Source organism: Rhizobium sp. PAMB 3182 (assembly GCF_052908355.1).
Genome location: NZ_CM128607.1, coordinates 3544544 through 3563436 on the forward strand (window position 1 = coordinate 3544544; position 18893 = coordinate 3563436).

An 18893-nucleotide genomic window follows, 5' to 3' on the forward strand; every position below is an offset into this window, starting at 1 on the left:
GAAGTTGTTCTTTGGTCCAATGGTGGATAGCGGTTGCGGCTTGTCCAGGGCTGAACCGAGCTTACGGCAAACGCTTAAGCGGCTCAGCCTTCCGTCAGTGTTGCGGCTTCGTCCGAAAGCTCGCTCTCCAGCCAGGCGCGGAAGGCCTGGATTTTTGGCGCGCGGCGGTGTGCGTGGGCATAGAGAAGGCTGAGCGGTGCCTTGCCCGGCACGGTGTAGGGGAACGGCTGGATCAGGCGGCCGGAGGCTAGCTCTTCCTGGAACAGGAAGGGGCTCAAGATGGCGATCCCCTGTCCGCTGATTGCTGCCTTTGCTTCCAGATCCATGATGCCCATCGCGTTGATCGTCGCTGTTTTCGGCTTTCTGTATTCCCCGCCGGCCAGCGCGAGCCAGCGGCGCCACCATTCCTCGTCGGCGGTTTCGGTGATGACTGGCAGCCGGAAAAGATCGTCCGGGGTCTTCACGCCGCCAATGGTGTCTGCCAGCGAGGGGCTCAGCATCGGCGTGAATTCAAGATTGAGCAGTGGCTGGGCGACGAAGCCGGCCGGAGCCTCGTTGCAATATTCGATCGAGACGTCGGCGCCCTGACGGTAGATCCGTGTTGCCTGGTCGGAGCGGACCAGCCGCACGGCGATTTCCGGGTGGCGGAGCTGGAAGGAGCCGAGATTGCGGGCGAGCCACAGTGTGGCGAAGGTTGGGATCGAATGGATCTCGAGCATCTCGTTCGATGCCTTGCGGGCGGAATCCACGGCTTCGTGCAGAAGTGCCATTGCCTCGGTCACTTTCGGCAGCATCCGTTCGGCAACCGAAGTCTGGGTGATCTGCCGCGTCTGGCGGCGGAAAAGCTGTTCGCCGATCGTCTCTTCCAGAAGCTTGATCTGGTAGCTGACCGCCGTCTGGGTCATGCCGAGCTCGTCGCCGGCGCGGGTGAAGGAACCGTGCCGCGCCACGGCTTCGAAAACACGCAAGGCATTCAGCGGCAACTGCTTCGACAGTTTCATGGATCAGTTCTCTTTATGCGTTCTGGCGAGAAATTCGTTGGTGGAGAAGCCTTTTTTGAGCGAATGTGACTGTGGATCAATAAAAGGAATCTGGCAATGGCCAGCATGGAAGCAACGCAAGGCAGCGGCGCGACGCGCTCTGTCATCGACAAACTGCGCCTGATGTTCAGGCGCCCATCCCGGCCGGAGCATTTCCGTTGCCGGGTGGAAGAGCTTGATCGCCATCTGCGCGCGGACATTGGCATTGGCGATAACGGTGGGGCGGACGGACACACCGGACGGGAGCGCTTCTGGCGGGCCGGCAACCGGCTGCGCCACATGCTGTGATGGTCAAAGGAGGTGGTCTAGCAGCTCGGCGGCGACCATGGCGGCGATCACCGCCGGGCGCTTGTCGCGGACGCTGGCGCCGCCGATCGGCAGGACGAGCCGGCGCGCCAGGCTTTCGTCCTCGCCTTCGCGTTGAAGCCAGTTGACGAAGGTCGCGCGTTTGGTCGACGAGCCTATCATGCCGACATAGAGAAGATCGTCGTTCAGGAGCGCCTCGCGGGCGATCAGGAAATCGAGCGCGTGGTCGTGGGTCATCACCAGGACCGCACCACCGGGCCGGATGTCCGCCACCAGCGCCTCGGGCATGGCAACGTGCTTGACCGAGACGCCCTCCGCCTTCAGTCCCTGCAGTTCCTCCGCGCGGGTTTCGACCATGGTGACGGCGAGCGGCAGGGGGGCGAGCGCACGGACGAGCGCCTTGCCCACATGGCCTGCGCCGAAGATATGGACGTCCGGCCAGATGGCGCGCTCGTCCTCCAGCCGGCGTTCGATCAGCTGGAGGATGTGCGGGTCGGCCTGCAGGAATCGCAACAGCGTGCGGCCGCCGCAGCACTGACCAATTTCCGGGCCCAGCGGAATGTCGAGCGAGAGCGTGGTTTCCTCGCCGACCATCAGCTTCAGCGCATGGGCGATCGCGCGGTACTCCAGTTGGCCGCCGCCGATCGTGCCCCAGGTCTCGCGCGGGGCGACCAGCATGAACGCGCCCGCCTCGCGCGGCGTCGACCCCTTGACCGAGGCGACCTCGACGAAGACGAGCTGGCGGTGGCGGGCCGCAAAGGCCCTGAAGGAATCACAGGTGAACATGGGGAAAGTATCTGCGCTTCAACAAAAATCCCCTCCCCAACCCCTCCCCACAAGGGGGAGGGGCTTGCCGCGCCTTCTCACCCTCATGGAGATCAACAGGTCGCTTCCGCGCGGTTTCTCCCCCCTTGTGGGGGAGATGGCCGGCAGGCCAGAGGGGGACCTTCCTAATTTGCCCATCACTGGCGAACGCATCATACCGTTTTCATGCGTTCCACGGCCATCAGAATGCGCTCGGGTGTCGCCGGCGCGTCGAGTTTCGGGCAGACCCTGTAGTCGGCGACGCTGGCGACGGCCATCGACAGCGCCTCCAGGACGGAGATCGCCAGCATGAAAGGCGGCTCGCCGACGGCCTTCGAGCGGCCGATGGTCGGCTCGGCGTTTACGGACCATTCCGCCAGTTTGACGTCGAATATCTTCGGCCGGTCGGAGGCGAGCGGGATCTTGTAGGTCGACGGCGCATGCGTGCGCAGCCGTCCCTTGCCGTCCCACCAGAGTTCCTCCGTCGTCAGCCAGCCCATGCCCTGCACGAATGCGCCTTCCACCTGTCCGATGTCGATCGCCGGATTGAGCGACTTGCCGACGTCGTGCAGGATGTCGGTTCGTTCCATCATGTATTCGCCGGTCAGCGTGTCGATCGAGACCTCGGAGCAGGCCGCGCCATAGGCGAAGTAGTAGAAGGGCTGGCCCTTGCCGCTGGCGCGGTCCCAGTGGATGTTCGGCGTCTTGTAGAAGCCGGCGGCGGACAGCTGGACGCGGTCGAAATAGGCCTGGCGGATGAGATCGGGGAAGGGGACTTCCTCCTTGTCGCCGATCTTCACCCGGTTTGGAAGGAACTCGACGTCGGCCATCTTCACCTTCCACTTCTTGGCGGCGAAGCGGATCAGGCGGTCCTTGATCTGGTTGGCGGCGTCGAGAGCGGCCATGCCGTTGAGGTCGGTGCCGGAAGACGCGGCCGTCGCCGAGGTGTTCGGCACCTTGCCTGTCGTCGTCGCGGTGATCTTCACCTTGTCGATATCGACCTGGAAGGCGTCGGCGAGCACCTGGGCGACCTTGGTGTACAGGCCCTGGCCCATTTCCGTGCCGCCATGGTTCAGGTGGATCGACCCGTCCTGATAGACGTGCACCAGCGCGCCCGCCTGATTGAAGGCCGTCATGGTGAAGGAGATGCCGAACTTGACCGGGGTCAGTGCGATGCCCTTGCGGATGACGCGGCTCGTGCGGTTGAAATCGACGATCGCCTGCCGGCGGGCCTGATAGTCGGAGGAGGCTTCCAGCTCGTCGACGATGCGGTCGATGATGTTGTCCTCGACGGTCTGGTGATAGGGCGTCAGGACCCGGTCGGAGCCCTTCTGGCCATAAAAATTCTTGCGGCGGATCTCGAGGGGGTCCTTGCCGAGCGCATAGGCGATCTCCTCGATGATGCGCTCGCCGCCGACCATGCCCTGCGGACCGCCGAAGCCGCGATACGCGGTGTTGGAGACCGTGTGGGTCTTGAGCGGTTGCGATTTCAACAGCACATGCGGATAGAAATAGCTGGAATCGGCATGGAAGAGGGCGCGGTCGGTGACCGGGCCGGAGAGATCGGCCGAATAGCCGCAGCGGGCGGCGAAGTTCGCCTTGACGGCATGGATGGCGCCGTCGTCGTCGAAGCCGACCTCGTAGTCGACGCGGAAATCGTGGCGCTTGCCGGTCGCGGTCATGTCCTCGTCGCGGTCGGGGCGGAACTTGACGGCGCGCTTCAGCTTCTTGGCCGCAATGGCGGCCAGCGCCGCGAACTGGTTGCCCTGGGTCTCCTTGCCGCCGAAGCCGCCGCCCATGCGCCTCGTGTTGACCGTGATCGCGTGGGACGGAACGTCGAGGACGTGGCCGACGATGTGCTGGATTTCACTCGGATGCTGGGTGGAGGCCCAGATGGTGACCTCGTCGTCCTCGCCGGGGATCGCCATGGAAATATGGCTTTCCAGATAGAAATGTTCCTGGCCGCCGATCCGCATGGTGCCGGAGAGCGTGCGCGGCGCGTTCTTCATCTCCGCCTCGGCTTCGCCGCGCTTCAGCGTCATGGGGGTGACGACCGTCGGCGCGTTGTTGGCAAGTGCGCCGTCGATGTCGGTCCAGAAGGGCAGGTCCTCGTACTCGATCTTCGCCTTGGTCGCGGCGCGCCGGGCGGCCTCGCGGGTTTCGCCGATCACGGCGAAGATGGGCTGGCCATGGAACTGGACTTCCGTTTCGGCGAGCAGTGGTTCGTCGTGCAGTCCGGCGGACGAGACGTCGTTGACGCCGGGCACATCCTTGCCGGTCAGCACGCAGACGACGCCGGGGGATGCTTCCACTTCTGAAAGGTCCATCGACAGGATTTTTGCATGCGCCCGCGTGGAGAGGCCGAGCGCGCCATGCAGGAGGTTTGCCGGTTCCGGCATGTCGTCGATGTAGTCAGCGGTGCCGCTGACATGCTTGTGGGCCGAATCGTGCTTCAGGACCTGGTGCATCGGGCCGCTGATCGTGCTCTTGGGTTCGAAGGTTCTCTTGTCCATGTCCGTCTTCCTCACTCAGCAGCCTCGAAACGCACCAGTTCCTGTCGGTCACCGGTCGTTTCCAGGTAGAAGCGGGTCAAAAGGTTCTTCGCGGTCAGCTGGCGGTATCCGGCGCTGGCGCGCCAGTCTGTCAACGGCTGGAAGTCGCTGTCGAAGGCGTCACGCGCCGCCTCGATCGTCTCCTCGCTCCAGGGCTGGCCGAGAAGTGCGCTTTCGACAGCCCGGGCGCGCTTGGGCGTGCCGGCCATGCCGCCGAAGGCAATGCGGATGTCGGCGACCTTGTTCATGTCGTCGAGCGTCAGGCTGAAGGCGCCGCAGAGCGCCGAGATGTCCTCGTCGCGCCGCTTGGAAATCTTGTAGACGGCGAACCGGCTCGCTGCGGGCGGGCGCGGAATGAAAATGCTGTCGACGATCTCGTCGGCGGCGCGGTCCTGTTTGCCATATTCGATGAAGAAGTCTTCGAGCGGGATCGACCGGCGGCCGCGCACCGAGCGCAGCGTCACGGTTGCGCCAAGTGCGATCAGAGGCGGCGGCGTGTCGCCGATCGGCGAGCCGTTGGCGATATTGCCGCCGATCGTGCCCATGTTGCGCACCTGCTCGCCACCAATCCGGTCGAGGAGAGGGGCAAGCGCCGGAATTTCGGCGGCAAGTGTCTTGAAGGCCTGGCTGTAGGTGACGCCGGCGCCGATGAAGACCCCGGTCTCGTCAGCGCGAACGATCTGCAGGTCGGTCAGGTGATTGATGAAGACGACGGGGTTCAGTTCCCGCATCTGCTTGGTGACCCAGAGACCGACATCGGTTGAGCCGGCGACTATGGTCGCCTGTGGATGTTCGGCCATGATTTCGAGGAGCTTTTCGACCGAGCCCGGAACGAGCAGCCTGCCGTCCTCGGTCGTGATGTCGATTGTCGCGTCGCTGCGCATCGACCAGAGCTTGGCGGCAACTTCCGTGCGAATCTTTTCCACAGGGTCGAACAGCGTGCTCGGTCGCGCCGCCGACACCTGTTCGGCGGCCTTCACGATCGGCTCATAGCCAGTGCAGCGACAGAGATTGCCCTGCAGCGCCTTCTCGATATCGGCGCGCGACGGCGCGCTGTTCGACAGCCAGAGCCCGTATAGCGACATGACGATGCCCGGCGTGCAGAAACCGCATTGCGAGCCATGCGTGTCGACCATGGCCTGCTGGACCGGGTGCAACTTGCCGTCTTTCGCAGCCAGGTGCTCGACCGTGACGACGTGAGTCGCGTTCAGCGATCCCAAAAAACGGATGCAGGCATTGACGCCTTCATAACGTAACGCGCCGTCGACCAGGCGGCCGACGAGGACCGTGCAGGCGCCGCAATCTCCTTCCGCACATCCCTCCTTCGTCCCGGTCAGCCGGCGTTTCAGCCGAAGATAATCGAGAAGCGTTTCCGTCGGACGGACGGACGAAAGAGAAACGACTTCATCATTCAAGAAGAAGCGGATCGAATCTGCCATGAGTTGCCTTTTGTCCAATTAGTAAACAAAAGGCCACTCTTTGCCTATTTCGGCTTTCCGTCAATGGTTGCAGTGCAACGGAAACTATTTCGCTGTCCAGCCGCCATCCATGGAGATGTGCGTGCCGGTGATCTGCTTGGCGTCGTCGCTCGCAAGGTATTGCGCCAGTGCGGCGATCTGCTCGACGGTGACGAATTCCTTCGTCGGCTGGGCTTCGAGGATGACTTCCTTCTTCACCTGTTCTTCCGTCATGTTGCGGGCCTTCGCCGTATCCGGGATCTGCGCTTCGACGAGCGGTGTCAGCACGTAGCCGGGGCAGATGGCATTGACGGTGACGCCGTGTTCGGCAAGTTCCAGCGCGACCGTCTTGGTGAGACCCAGAATGCCGTGCTTGGCGGCGACATAAGCCGACTTGAAGGGGGAGGCGACGAGGCCGTGGGCAGACGCGATGTTGATGATCCGGCCCTTGCCCTTCTTCTTCATGCCCGGAACCGCGGCGCGGATCGTGTGGAAGGAGGAGGACAGGTTGATGGCGATGATCATGTTCCACTTCTCGATCGGGAATTCCTCGACCGGAGCGACATGCTGGATGCCGGCATTGTTCACGAGGACGTCGATGCCGCCGAAGGTCTTTTCGGCCGTGGCGATCATGTCGGCAATCTCTTCCGGCTTGGTCATGTCGGCGGCGTGATAGAGCACCTTGCCGCTGCCGGCGTCCTCGAGTTCCTTCTTCTTCGCCTCGATGTCTTCCGGCTTGCCGAAGCCGTTCATCACGATGTTGGCGCCCTTTCCGGCAAAGCCCTTGGCGATGCCGAAACCGATACCGCTGGTCGACCCAGTGACGACGACAGTGATTGCCATGATAGAACTCCCTGTGAATGAGTTTGTGTTCTGCTGCAATGCAGTATCTAGGGCAGGTTATTGACATCAGGGAGAGCTGGCAATTGAGATTTCCGGCGGGGGTGACGCGATGCCGCGGCTGCGGTGCATTTGCGTTTTGTTTTCGTTTGACATTCGTTTTGGGCTGATATTGAAGTGAAACAAAAGCATGACTTCTGGGAGGACGGCATGGGCAGCTATATTCTCGCCATCGATCAGGGCACGACATCGAGCCGGGCGATCATCTTCGACGGCGACATGAAGGTCGTGGCTATCGCGCAGGAGGAGTTCACCCAGTTCTTCCCCGATTCCGGTTGGGTCGAGCATGATCCGGAAGAAATCTGGCAGTCCGTCGTCTCGACCATCAAGGGCGCCATCAAGAAGGCCGGGATATCGGCCTCCGACATCGCAGCGATCGGGATCACCAACCAGCGCGAAACGACGGTCGTCTGGGAGCGCAAGAGCGGCAAGGCGATCCACAAGGCGATCGTCTGGCAGGACCGCCGCACCGCCTCCTTCTGCGAGACGCTGAAAAAGCAGGGCTATGAAAAGACCTTCACGCAGAAGACCGGTCTGCTGCTCGATCCCTATTTCTCCGGAACCAAGGTTGCCTGGCTTCTGGATCACGTCGAAGGCGCGCGAGAGAAGGCGGAAAAGGGCGAGCTCTGCTTTGGCACGATCGACGCCTTCCTGATCTGGCGGCTGACCGGCGGCAAATCCTTCGTCACCGACGCGACCAATGCGTCGCGCACCCTCATCTACAATATCCGCAAGAACGAGTGGGACGCGGACCTTCTCGGCATCCTGAACATTCCGGCGTCGATGCTGCCGGAGGTGAAGGATTGCGCCGCCGACTTCGGAACGACGGATGCCGATCTGTTCGGCGCGCCGATCCCGATCCTTGGTGTTGCCGGCGACCAGCAGGCTGCCACCATCGGCCAGGCCTGCTTCAAACCGGGCATGATGAAGTCGACCTACGGCACGGGTTGCTTTGCGCTTTTGAACACCGGCACGGATCTCGTCCATTCGAAGAACCGTCTGCTGACCACGATTGCCTATCGGATGAATGGAGAGACCACCTATGCGCTGGAGGGATCGATCTTCATCGCCGGGGCTGCCGTACAGTGGCTGCGCGACGGGCTGATGATCATCGACAATGCCGCCGAATCCGGCGCGCTGGCCGCCAATGCCGACCCGTCTCAGGACGTCTATCTCGTGCCGGCCTTTACCGGGCTCGGTGCGCCTTATTGGGACGCGGAAGCGCGCGGCGCGATCTACGGCATGACCCGCAACACCGGTCCGGCCGAATTCTGCAAGGCGGCGCTTGAGGCGGTCTGCTTCCAGACCGGCGACCTGCTCGACGCGATGAAGAAGGACTGGACGAGCGCGGAAGGCGACACCGTCCTGCGGGTCGATGGTGGCATGGTGGCCTCCGACTGGACCATGCAGCGGCTTTCCGACCTGATCGATGCGCCCGTCGACCGTCCGACGATCCTCGAGACGACGGCGCTCGGCGCCGCCTGGCTCGCCGGATCACGGGCCGGCGTCTGGCCGGACATGGACGGCTTTGCCGCCAGCTGGGCGCGTGACCGCCGTTTCGAACCGCAAATGGATGACGATACGCGCAAGGCAAGGCTCAAGGGCTGGAAGCGGGCGGTCGAGCGGACGCTGAGCTGATCTTGTTCCGATTTACGACCGGCACCAAATGTAGTAACGTTGCTACAAAGGAGATGCCGCCGTGACGATCATGACCAGCCGGGAATTCAACCAGAATACCAGCGGCGCCAAGAAGGCAGCCGAAAAGGAACCCGTGTTCATCACCGACCGCGGCCGGCCGGCGCATGTGCTGTTGTCGATCGAGGAGTACGAACGCCTTGCGGGGCTCCGGAAGCAGAATCTGGCGGAGCTTCTTTCCATGCCGGAAGATGACGATATCGATTTCGATCCGCCCAAACTCGGCGATTTGGGAATCCGTCCAGCTGAATTCGACTGATGTATCTTCTCGACACGAACATCGTTTCGGAACTGCGGAAGTTTCGTAGCGGCCGGGCCGACAAGAGTGTCGTGGCATGGATTGGCGGTCGCGACCCACGTCAATCTTTCATATCCGCCATAACACTTCTCGAGCTCGAATATGGCGCGCTTTTGATGGAGCGGCGCGACGCCCGTCAAGGCGAGGGACTGAGACGCTGGCTCGAAGAGACCGTCGTCAGCGTGTTTAACGCCAGAATACTTCCCGTAGACGAGCAGGTCGCCCGCATCTGTGCGGGACTGCACATACCCGATCGCAAACCAGAGCGTGATGCCCTGATAGGAGCGACCGCCATTGCTGCGGGCTTCACCTTGGTCACCCGCAATGTCCGCGATTTTGAGGGTATGCCCCTGAATTTGATCAACCCCTGGGAAGTGGCGGCCGAATAGGCGACTGTTTTCGCGTGGAGGACAGTCTGTCTTCGCGGCTGCCCTTGGCCTCGTTCCGTCGCCGGCCTATGTCATTGGTCAAAACCGAAAGGAACGATCATGGAACTTGGCCTCTACACATTTGCCGATGTCGACCCGAATGCGCAGAACAAGGGGGAGGCCGCGGCAAGGCGGGCCGAAGAGCTGATCGCCGAAATCGAACTTGCCGACAAGGTGGGGCTCGACGTCTTCGGTCTCGGTGAGCATCACCGCCCGGACTACATGGCCTCCAGCCCGGCGACGTTGCTCGCGGCAGCGGCGGTGAAGACCAAGAACATTCGCCTGACCAGCGCGGTCTCGGTCTTGAGTTCCGACGATCCGGTGCGCGTGTTCCAGCAGTTTGCGACCGTCGATCTCCTGTCGAAGGGTAGGGCGGAAATGATGGCCGGGCGTGGTTCCTTCATCGAATCCTTCCCGCTGTTCGGCTACGATCTCGACGATTACGACAAGCTGTTCGACGAGAAGCTCGGCCTGCTCTTGAAGCTGCGCGAAGGCGAGCGGGTGACGTGGTCAGGCGAGACGCGGGCGCCGATCAACGACCTGCCGGTCTATCCGCGGCCGCTGCAGGATCCGTTGCCGCTGTGGGTCGCCGTCGGCGGCACGCCGAATTCGGTGGCGCGCGCTGCCTATTTCGGCCTGCCGCTGGCGCTCGCCATCATCGGTGGCGAGCCGCGCCGCTTTGCGCCCCTGTTCCAGCTCTACCGCGAGACGGCGCGCAAGGTCGGACACGATCCGGACAAGCTGGCGACGTCCATCAACGTCCATGGCTTCGTCTGGGATACGACCGAGGAAGCGGCCGACATCTTCTACGAGCCGCAGGCCGAGGTGATGAACCGGATCGGCCGCGAACGCGGGTTCTCGGCCATGACGCGCAGCCATTTCGACATGCAGCGCGGACCACACGGCGCGATCTTCGTCGGCAGCCCGGAAGAGATGGCGGAGAAGATCGTCGCGCATCACCGCATCTTCCGCAATGACCGCTTCCTGTTGCAGATGGCGATCGGCCTGATGCCGCATGAAAAGCTCATGCACGCCATCGAACTCTTCGGCACAAAGGTCGCGCCTCTGGTCAGAAAAGCATTGACGGATGAGAAAAAGATGGAGAAAGCGGCAGAATAACACCGCCACCTGAACCAGCATTGCAAGCAACCGGACGGAGCCCATGGTCATTTCCTCAGACGACGAACTTCAAAAGCTGAAGGATATCGGCCGGATTTGCGGTATTGCCCTGAAGGACATGGGCGAGGCTCTCGAACCGGGCATCACGACGGCAGAGCTCGACGCGATCGGCCGCAAGATCCTGGAGGACAACGGTGCGCAATCGGCCCCGGAGTTCTGCTACAAGTTCCCCGGCGCCACCTGCATTTCCGTCAATGAAGAAGTGGCGCACGGCATTCCGGGCGCGCGCGTCATCCAGGCCGGCGATCTCGTCAACATCGACGTGTCGGCCGTCAAGGATGGCTTCTTCGGCGATACGGGCGCGTCCTATGCGGTGCCGCCGGTCGCCAAGCGGACCGAAAGGCTCTGCCGCGACGGCAAGCGCGCGCTGTTCATCGGCCTGCAGCAGGTGAAAGCCGGTGCGCCGCTCGCCAACATCGGCAATGCTATCGGGCGTTTCGCCAGCAGAAACCGCTATACGCTCATCCGCAATCTCGCCAGCCACGGCGTCGGGCGCTCTCTGCATGAGGAGCCGGCCGAGCTTTCCACTTGGCCGGATGCATCCGAGCGACGGGTTGCAGAAGATGGTCTGGTCTTCACCGTCGAGCCGTTTCTTTCGCTCGGCGCGCAGTGGGCTGATGACGGTGAGGCGGACGAGTGGACGCTCTATTCCGATCCGCGGGCGCTGACTGTCCAATATGAGCACACCGTCGTCGCCACCAAGAACGGCCCCTTGATCCTGACGCTGCCGGACTGAGCAGCGGGTCACCGATCAAATTTTTTGTCCGATCGTGCAGCATTCTGCGTTTGTGCAGCGCGGGAGGCGATGCCATAACGCTCGCATGCTAATGAAGCCCGCTTCCGAATCCGCCATTTTTTCCGGCTTGTCCGGAGCGATCGTCATGGCCGCGGCGATGGGATTCGGTCGCTTCGTCTACACCCCCATCCTGCCGGGCATGATGGCCGGCGCGGGGCTTTCCGCGGGTGATGCGGGCATCATCGCTTCCGCCAATTTCGTAGGATATCTCGCAGGCGCCATCCTCGCCTCGCTTGGCTGGGCCTCCGGGCGCGAGCGGCAGGTGGCGCTCTGGTCGCTGGCCGCCAATGCCGTCCTGCTCGTTTTGATGGCCTGCATTTCCAACCTCTTCCTTTTCTCCATCGTCCGCTTCGGTGCCGGCGTCGCCAGCGCCTTCATCATGATCTTCGCGACATCGCTGATCCTTGCCCGCTTTCCCGGCGACGTGCGCGTGCAGGCGCTGCATTTCGGCGGCGTGGGCTTCGGCATCGCGCTGTCCTCGCTCATGGTTTTCGCCATGAAGCCGATCGATTTCGGCATTGCGCAGTGGCGGGCGGAGTGGGTTGTGGCCGGCGCGCTGTGTGTCGTGGCCTTCGTGGTCGGCCTGATTTTCATCCCGAGGCCGGACCGGCATCGCGGCAAGACGCCAGCCGAGCCGCATCTGACGTGGAACGGCGAGGGGATCCGGATGATAGTCTCCTACGGCCTCTTCGGCTTTGGGTACATCATCACCGCCACCTTCCTCGTGACCATCGCGCGCATGGGCGGCGGCGGGGCGGCGGCCGAATTTCTCTGCTGGTTCGCCACCGGCCTGGCCGTCATGGCGTCGATGTTTCTCTGGCCGTTCTATGCGAAAAGAAACGGTCTTCGGCGGACCTACATCACCGGGATCGCGCTGGAAGCGGTGGGCGTCGTCGCGTCCGTGCTGGTGCCGGGACTTGCCGGTCTCATGATCGGCGGCATCTTTCTCGGCGCGACCTTCATCATGATCACCGCCTACGGCCTGCAGCTCAGCCGGACGCTCTGGCATGAAAGTCCGCGCCGGGCGATCGGCCTCATGACGGCGGCCTTCGGACTGGGCCAGATCGTCGGTCCTGTCGTCGCCGGCTATGCGGCGTCGCTGACGGGAAGCTTTACCATGGCGAGCCTCATGGCGGCGGCTATGCTTGTGGTTGCGTTCCTTGTCATGACGCTTGGTGCCAAGCCCCGGTAACGGCGCATTTTCCCTGATTACAATTGTGTCATCTTGGCCGCCCGCCATTGCCGCGTTTTGCGTTCTGGCCTAGGTTCCCCGCAAATCAATCCTGCTCGCATGCGAGACATACGACAAGGGAGCCGCATAGCTTGTTCCTCTCATTCTTCCCCAAGCCGAAGCCATTCTTCATTTCCGCCGTCGTCTGGTCGCTGCTCTGCATCGGCTTATGGTATGCCGGCGCCGACAGATGGGGGGAATACATTGGACTGGCAAGCACAATGCCCGACAGCGAACTGCCGATCGGGATCTCGCGCTTCTGGGCGCCGTCGTTTCTCTGGTTCTACATCTACTACTTCTTCGTGGTCCTGCTGTTCGGCGCCGCATGGCGGATGATCAGCCCGCATCCGTGGCAGGGCTGGTCGCTCTGGGGCAGCGCGCTGATCATCTTCAACACCTATTTCAGCGTCCAGGTCAGCGTCGCCTTCAACGCCTGGTACGGCCCCTACTACGACCTTATCCAGAAGGCGCTTTCGACGCCGGGCGCCGTCACCGCAAGCGAGCTTTATCTCGGCATGCTCGGTGTCGCCGGCATTGCCTTCGTGGCAATCACCATCGGCGTTCTCAACCGCTTCTTCGTCAGCCACTGGATCTTCCGCTGGCGGACCGCGATGAACGGATACTACATGGCCAACTGGGGACGGCTGCGCCACATCGAAGGCGCCTCCCAGCGTGTGCAGGAAGATACCATGCGGTTCTCCTCGACCGTCGAGGGGCTGGGCGTGAGCCTGATCGGCTCGGTCATGACGCTGATCGCCTTCCTTCCCGTTCTCTTCACGCTCAGCAAGGACATCACCGAACTGCCGATCGTCGGGCACATTCCATATGCGCTGGTCTGGGCGGCGATCTTCTGGTCGGTCTTCGGCACGTTCTTCCTGGCCATCGTCGGCATCAAGCTGCCGGGGCTCGAATTCAAGAACCAGCGCGTGGAAGCGGCCTACCGCAAGGAACTGGTCTATGGCGAGGACGACGGTGCCCGCGCCGAGCCGCTGACGGTCCGCGAACTCTACGACAACGTCCGGAAGAACTATTTCCGGCTTTATTTCCACTACCTGTATTTCAACGTCGCCCGCATCTTCTACCTGCAGGCCGACAACATCTTCTCCCTGCTGGTTCTGGTGCCGTCGATCGTCGCGGGCAAGCTGACGCTGGGCCTGATGACGCAGATCAACAACGTCTTCGACCAGGTGCGCGGATCATTCCAGTATCTCGTCAATTCCTGGACGACGATCGTCGACCTGCTCTCGATCTACAAGCGCCTGCGCTCCTTCGAGGCGGCGATCTATGACGAGCCTCTGCCGGCGATCGATCAGAACTACATGGCCAACCCGGTCGAAGATTGACGTCGAGGAACGGCGGCCGCGGCCATCGCCGCGGATCGTTCGTCAGTCCTGTGTCTGCGTCCACTTCTTGTGCGCGCGCCAGAAGACGGTCGAATCCGCATAGCCGAGCGTTTCGGCTATGCGGGATTTCTTCACGGAGGCGTCGAGCTGCTTGGCAGTCAAGATGCGCCGGTGCCCTTCGATCATTGCGCGAAGCGATGTCCCTTCCTCCGACAGACGGCGCTGCAAGGTCCGCTGCGAGATGCCAAGCTCGTCGGCGATCGTCCCCAGCGTTATGCGCTTGTGACCGAGGTAGATCTCTATGAGCGACTGCACCTTGTCGTGGACCGATGCCGGTTCCTGATCCCGGTCGAGCAAATCCACGATATGGCGTTCAAGGACGCTGGTGAGTGCCACGTCTTCTGCCCGATACAGCCTCTCTCCGTCGCCTCTTTCGAATATGATGCGATTGCTCGACTGGCCGAATTTCAGGGGCGCCCGAAAAATGCGCTCGAGCACGGCGACGCTCCGTGGCGGTCCGTGCTCGAAATGGACTTCGAGCGGCCGCCAGCTGCGGCTGAAGCAGGTGCGGACCATCTGGCACGAGGCGGAGAGCGAGAACTCGCTGTCCTGGCGACGGGGCCAGAGCGTTTCATCGGCGAGCCTGTAACTCCACACGAGATTGTTGTCATACTCGTAAAGTCCGCTTGTCGTGGCTCCCTGGAGTGAGTGGACGAACCGGGAGATGCGTTGAAATGCGGCCTTGATGGTCGGCGATATCGAGAAGAGCACACCGGTCGGGCCGATATCGCCGGCCTTGAACAGAAGACCCATCCGGGCGCCGAGGCACTCGTCGCCGGTGATCCTCGCGCTATCCTCGAACAGGGCGACATAGCGGGACATGGGAACCACGGCGTAGGGATCGTTCAACTGCGACCGCAAAATGCCGTGAGTGGCCAGCAGAATGTCACCTTTTCCCGTCGACCTGTCGATTTGTTGAACCAGGGGGATGAGAACGGAGGCGCGGATTGATGCAATTCCAGACACTGGCCTGCCTCCTTTCTGTGCAATTGATGCAAACGCTGACCTGGTAGGCTGTTATGGCACAATATATCGAATAATTGGCATGCCTTGCACTATTTGGGCCAGTTGAGCAGCAATAGGCTTCCCCCCATCGCCACAAGAGGGGATCTTCCAATGACTATTGAGACAAGCATGCAGGCGACGCCCCAGGTGCGCCTTGCTCGTAATTCCGTCGGAATCGCCCATATCGTTTTCTTCGTCGTCGCTGCCGCTGCGCCGCTTACCGCAGTGGTCGGCGCCACACCGCCCGCATTTGCCTTCGGCAATGGCGCCGGTGTCCCGGGGGCATTCGTGCTTGCCGGGCTGCTCTATCTGGTGTTCTCGGTCGGGTTTACGGCGATGAGCCGTCACGTCGGCGGCGCTGGGGCCTTCTATACCTATATCACGCATGGCATCGGCAAGCCGGCCGGCGTTGCCGGGGCCTTCATGGCGCTGCTGACCTACAGTGCCGTGCAGATCGCCGTCTACGGACTTCTGGGGTTGTTCACGGAGGGAGCCCTCGCCGGTGTTGGCCTTGATCTGCCCTGGTGGGTCTGGTCGTTCGCGTTCCTGATCGTCGTGCACTTTTCGGGGCAGCGCAACATTGCGTTTTCTGGAACCATCCTCGGGGTGTGCATGCTCGCCGAGATTGCCATCCTGCTGTTGCTCGACATCGGAATCGTTGCCGGTGGCGGAGGCCCCGAGGGGATCGGGTTTTCCTCCTTCGCGCCATCTTCGGTCTTCGCGCCGGGCCTCGGCGTCTCCCTGGTCTTCGTCATCGGCTCCTTCATCGGCTTCGAAGCGACCGCGATCTTCGGAGAAGAGGCGGAGAAGCCGGAGAAGACCATTCCGCTCGCCACCTATATTTCCGTCTTGCTGATCGCTGTCTTCTACGCGTTCTCGACCTGGGCGATCACCCAGTATTACGGGCCGTCGAAGGTTCAGGAAGTCGCCGGCAACGCGCTTGAGACCTTCTATTTCGATGCCGCCGGCACGGTACTTGGTGCATGGGCCGCCCAGACCATGAACATTCTGCTGATCACCAGCCTGTTCGCCTGCGTCCTGTCCTTCCACAATACGCTGAACCGCTACTTCTTCGCTCTCGGACGCGAAGGCATCGCGTTCAGCGCGCTCGGCAAGGTCCACGTCGTCCATGGTTCTCCCTATGTCGCCGGCATGCTTCAGTCCTCCATCGCTGCCATCATCCTCGCGGCGTTCGCGATCGCCGGCCAGGATCCATTCACGGTGGTGTTCTCCTACATGTCGGCGCTTGCGGTCATCGGCATTCTGGCAGTCCAGGCCCTCGTCTGCGTCGCAATCCTGCTGTTCTTCAAGAGGGACAATAAGGGATATGGACGCTGGAAAACGGTGATTGCTCCAGCAGTGGCACTGATTGGCCTGGCCGGAGCCCTCGTCCTTGTGATCTCCAATCTGGAATTGCTGGCCGGCACGTCCAATTTGATCGTCAACTCCTTCCCGGTCCTGGTGGTGCTTTGCGGCCTGGCCGGCATCGCCTTCGCGCTCACCATCAAGAAGTCGAGCCCGGAGCGCTACGCCGCGCTCGGAAAGGTGTTCGAAGCATGAGCACGCTTCTCGCCTGGGAACCATCCGACCGGCTGATCAGGATGATGTATGCCGGTCTGTTCATCGCAACGCTTGCTGTGGCTGCCGAGGCGCATGCCTTTTGCCGGATCTACTGCATCCACGGAGACGAGATGACGTTCGTCGATGACGTCTGCTCCAGCCGCTCGGCACCCTGACGCAACCAGCACGAGGCGGCGCGTGAGGAGCGCGCCGCCACCCCGTTCTATCAAGAGGAAATACACATGGACGCGACCGTCAAGTCCCAGCATCCGCTCGACCTCCTGACCGCCGAAGAGATCATTCAGGCCGTCTCAATCCTGAAATCGGAAAAGGCGCTGGCCGCTTCGGTGCGCTTTCCGATCATCCGGCTCGAGGAGCCGGACAAGGCCGACCTTGCCGCCTACCGATCCGGCGGGCGACCGGCGCGCCTGGCCTTCATTCTGAGCCTCGATGTTGCCACCGGTGAGACGAGCGAGACGATCGTCGACCTCACCGCCGGTCAGATAAAGTCGCACGAACGGCTGCCGCTTGACGAAGCGCCGTATGGCCAGCCGCCAGTCATGCTGTGCGAGTTCGAAACGGTCGAAGGGATCGTCAAGAGCGATCCCCGCTGGATTGCTGCGGTCAAGAGGCGGGGCATCACCGATGAAGACATCCCGCTCGTCCAGATCGATCCCTTCTCGTCCGGTTACTTCGGGCGTGAATTCGAGAAGGGGGCACGAATTGTCCGCGCCGTTTCCTACTGGCGCGGCGATATCCGCGACAACGGCTACGCGCATCCGATCGAAGGGGTGGTCGCGGTTGTGGATCTGGTAAAGCAGGAGGTCGTCGACCTCGTGGATGACGACAAGATCGTCCCGGTGCCGAAGAAGAAGCGCAACTACGGTCGCGAAAACTTTCCGACGACCCGGCAGGATCTGAAGCCGCTCGACATCGTGCAGCCGCAAGGCGCGAGCTTCTCCGTGGACGGCTGGAAGGTCACCTGGCAGAACTGGTCATTCCGCGTCGGTTTCACGCCCCGTGAGGGCCTTGTCCTTCATGAGCTGTCGATCAAGGACGGAGACCGCGTGCGTCCGATCATATTCCGTGCGTCGGTGACGGAAATGGTCGTTCCCTATGCGGACCCCACCGCCAATCACTACTGGAAGAGCGCCTTCGACGCCGGCGAGTATGGTCTCGGGCGGCTTGCCAACTGCCTGGAGCTCGGCTGCGACTGCCTCGGCCATATCCATTATTTCGATGTGCCCGCCGCAGACGATTTCGGCCAGCCGTTTGTCATGAAGAATGCCATCTGCATGCATGAGGAGGACTACGGCATCCTCTGGAAGCACTACGAATTCCGCAACGACATCTATGAGGTCCGGCGCTCGCGGCGGCTGGTGATCTCGTTCTTCGCGACAGTCGGCAATTATGACTACGGATTTTACTGGTATCTCTACCAGGACGGGACGATCCAGCTCGAGGCCAAGCTGACCGGCATCATCCAGACGGCGGCCATCGCATCCGGCGAGACCTATCCCTGGGGCGGGATGGTGGATGACAATCTTGGCGGTCCGACGCACCAGCACTTCTTCAATGCGCGCCTGCATATGGACGTCGACGGTGGTGGCAATACGGTCACCGAACACGAGTTTGCTCCGCGTCCGTGGGGTGACGACAATCCCTACGGAAATGTCTTCGATACGAAAACGCGGGTCCTGAAGCGCGAGCTGGACAGTCCTTCAAACGCCAATGGCGAGACCGGCCGCTACTGGAAAGTGCAGAATCCCAACGTCTCCAACAGCGTCGGCAAGGCGCCGGGCTACAAGATGATTGTGATGCCTTCTCCGACGATGCTCGCACAGCCGGAATCCACCGTCTCCCAGCGCGGCGGCTTTGCGCGCAAGCACATTTGGGTCACGGCCTATGATCCGAAGGAAAAATATGCCAGCGGCGATTATCCCAACGTCCATGCCGGCGGCGATGGATTGCCGAAATATGTGCAGCGTAACCGTCCGATCGAGAACGAGGACATTGTGCTCTGGCACTCGTTCGGTCACACGCATGTCTGCAAGCCGGAGGATTTTCCGATCATGCCGGTGGAATATGCAGCCTTCACCCTGAAGCCGAACGGCTTCTTTGCGTCCAACATAGGCATGGACCTGCCGCCGGAAAAGAACGCGCACAGCAAGGATAACCGCAGCGCTGATTGCTGCTCTGCGCCGGCGGAGCCGTCGGGATGCTGCAAATCTTCCTGAGC

Annotated in this window: 17 protein-coding genes; 11 read left to right on the forward strand and 6 right to left on the reverse strand. The window is 62.0% G+C overall.

Features of this window, described 5'->3' with window-relative positions:
- Positions 1-83 precede the first annotated feature (83 nt).
- A complete protein-coding gene (locus tag ACU5AZ_RS17025; RefSeq protein WP_446823519.1) occupies positions 84-1001 on the reverse strand; it encodes a LysR substrate-binding domain-containing protein in 918 nt (305 codons plus the stop codon).
- Positions 1002-1097: 96 nt separating this feature from the next.
- On the opposite strand from ACU5AZ_RS17025, the gene ACU5AZ_RS17030 reads away from it, so the two are divergent.
- Complete coding sequence (locus ACU5AZ_RS17030) at positions 1098-1328, forward strand: hypothetical protein (RefSeq protein ID WP_446823520.1); 231 nt, start codon at positions 1098-1100, stop codon at positions 1326-1328.
- 3 nt (positions 1329-1331) lie between these two features.
- Here ACU5AZ_RS17030 and xdhC read toward each other — a convergent pair whose 3' ends face one another.
- The 4 genes from xdhC to ACU5AZ_RS17050 all read right to left on the reverse strand — a co-directional run bounded on the left by xdhC (position 1332) and on the right by ACU5AZ_RS17050 (position 7002).
- The gene (gene xdhC / locus ACU5AZ_RS17035) at positions 1332-2132 is read right to left on the reverse strand and encodes a xanthine dehydrogenase accessory protein XdhC (RefSeq protein ID WP_446823521.1); all 801 of its coding nucleotides are present in this window, start codon (positions 2130-2132) and stop codon (positions 1332-1334) included.
- Between the two features lie 191 nt (positions 2133-2323).
- Positions 2324-4663 (reverse strand): xanthine dehydrogenase molybdopterin binding subunit, encoded by a 2340-nt coding sequence (gene xdhB / locus ACU5AZ_RS17040; RefSeq protein WP_446823522.1) that lies wholly within the window; start codon positions 4661-4663, stop codon positions 2324-2326.
- Between the two features lie 11 nt (positions 4664-4674).
- Positions 4675-6141 (reverse strand): xanthine dehydrogenase small subunit, encoded by a 1467-nt coding sequence (gene xdhA / locus ACU5AZ_RS17045; protein WP_446823523.1) that lies wholly within the window; start codon positions 6139-6141, stop codon positions 4675-4677.
- 84 nt (positions 6142-6225) lie between these two features.
- The gene (locus ACU5AZ_RS17050; RefSeq protein WP_446823524.1) at positions 6226-7002 is read right to left on the reverse strand and encodes a 3-hydroxybutyrate dehydrogenase; all 777 of its coding nucleotides are present in this window, start codon (positions 7000-7002) and stop codon (positions 6226-6228) included.
- 207 nt (positions 7003-7209) lie between these two features.
- On the opposite strand from ACU5AZ_RS17050, the gene glpK reads away from it, so the two are divergent.
- The 7 genes from glpK (at position 7210) to sbmA (ending at position 14029) form a co-directional block, all read left to right on the forward strand.
- Positions 7210-8697 (forward strand): glycerol kinase GlpK, encoded by a 1488-nt coding sequence (gene glpK / locus ACU5AZ_RS17055; RefSeq protein ID WP_446823525.1) that lies wholly within the window; start codon positions 7210-7212, stop codon positions 8695-8697.
- A gap of 70 nt (positions 8698-8767) precedes the next feature.
- Positions 8768-9013: a type II toxin-antitoxin system prevent-host-death family antitoxin gene (locus ACU5AZ_RS17060; RefSeq protein ID WP_261931880.1), complete on the forward strand. Its 246-nt coding sequence runs from the start codon at positions 8768-8770 to the stop codon at positions 9011-9013.
- Positions 9010-9441, forward strand: a complete 432-nt coding sequence (locus ACU5AZ_RS17065; RefSeq protein WP_446826034.1) for a PIN domain-containing protein — start codon at positions 9010-9012, stop codon at positions 9439-9441. The genes ACU5AZ_RS17060 and ACU5AZ_RS17065 overlap by 4 nt, the downstream gene beginning before the upstream one ends.
- 99 nt (positions 9442-9540) lie before the next feature.
- Entirely contained in the window at positions 9541-10599 is a 1059-nt protein-coding gene (locus tag ACU5AZ_RS17070) for an LLM class flavin-dependent oxidoreductase (RefSeq protein ID WP_446823526.1), read from the forward strand.
- Positions 10600-10642: 43 nt separating this feature from the next.
- Positions 10643-11395 (forward strand): type I methionyl aminopeptidase, encoded by a 753-nt coding sequence (gene map / locus ACU5AZ_RS17075; RefSeq protein WP_446823527.1) that lies wholly within the window; start codon positions 10643-10645, stop codon positions 11393-11395.
- A gap of 145 nt (positions 11396-11540) precedes the next feature.
- A complete protein-coding gene (locus ACU5AZ_RS17080; RefSeq protein WP_446823528.1) occupies positions 11541-12647 on the forward strand; it encodes a YbfB/YjiJ family MFS transporter in 1107 nt (368 codons plus the stop codon).
- Between the two features lie 131 nt (positions 12648-12778).
- Positions 12779-14029 (forward strand): peptide antibiotic transporter SbmA, encoded by a 1251-nt coding sequence (gene sbmA / locus ACU5AZ_RS17085; RefSeq protein WP_446823529.1) that lies wholly within the window; start codon positions 12779-12781, stop codon positions 14027-14029.
- A gap of 42 nt (positions 14030-14071) precedes the next feature.
- On the opposite strand, the gene ACU5AZ_RS17090 is transcribed toward sbmA, so the two are convergent.
- The gene (locus tag ACU5AZ_RS17090; protein WP_446826035.1) at positions 14072-15079 is read right to left on the reverse strand and encodes an AraC family transcriptional regulator ligand-binding domain-containing protein; all 1008 of its coding nucleotides are present in this window, start codon (positions 15077-15079) and stop codon (positions 14072-14074) included.
- Between the two features lie 126 nt (positions 15080-15205).
- On the opposite strand from ACU5AZ_RS17090, the gene ACU5AZ_RS17095 reads away from it, so the two are divergent.
- The 3 genes from ACU5AZ_RS17095 to ACU5AZ_RS17105 all read left to right on the forward strand — a co-directional run bounded on the left by ACU5AZ_RS17095 (position 15206) and on the right by ACU5AZ_RS17105 (position 18891).
- On the forward strand, positions 15206-16654 hold the full coding sequence (locus tag ACU5AZ_RS17095; RefSeq protein WP_446823530.1) for an APC family permease: 1449 nt from the start codon (positions 15206-15208) through the stop codon (positions 16652-16654).
- On the forward strand, positions 16651-16830 hold the full coding sequence (locus ACU5AZ_RS17100; RefSeq protein ID WP_446823531.1) for a hypothetical protein: 180 nt from the start codon (positions 16651-16653) through the stop codon (positions 16828-16830). The genes ACU5AZ_RS17095 and ACU5AZ_RS17100 overlap by 4 nt, the downstream gene beginning before the upstream one ends.
- A 66-nt stretch (positions 16831-16896) precedes the next feature.
- The gene (locus ACU5AZ_RS17105; protein WP_446823532.1) at positions 16897-18891 is read left to right on the forward strand and encodes a primary-amine oxidase; all 1995 of its coding nucleotides are present in this window, start codon (positions 16897-16899) and stop codon (positions 18889-18891) included.
- Positions 18892-18893: the final 2 nt, after the last annotated feature.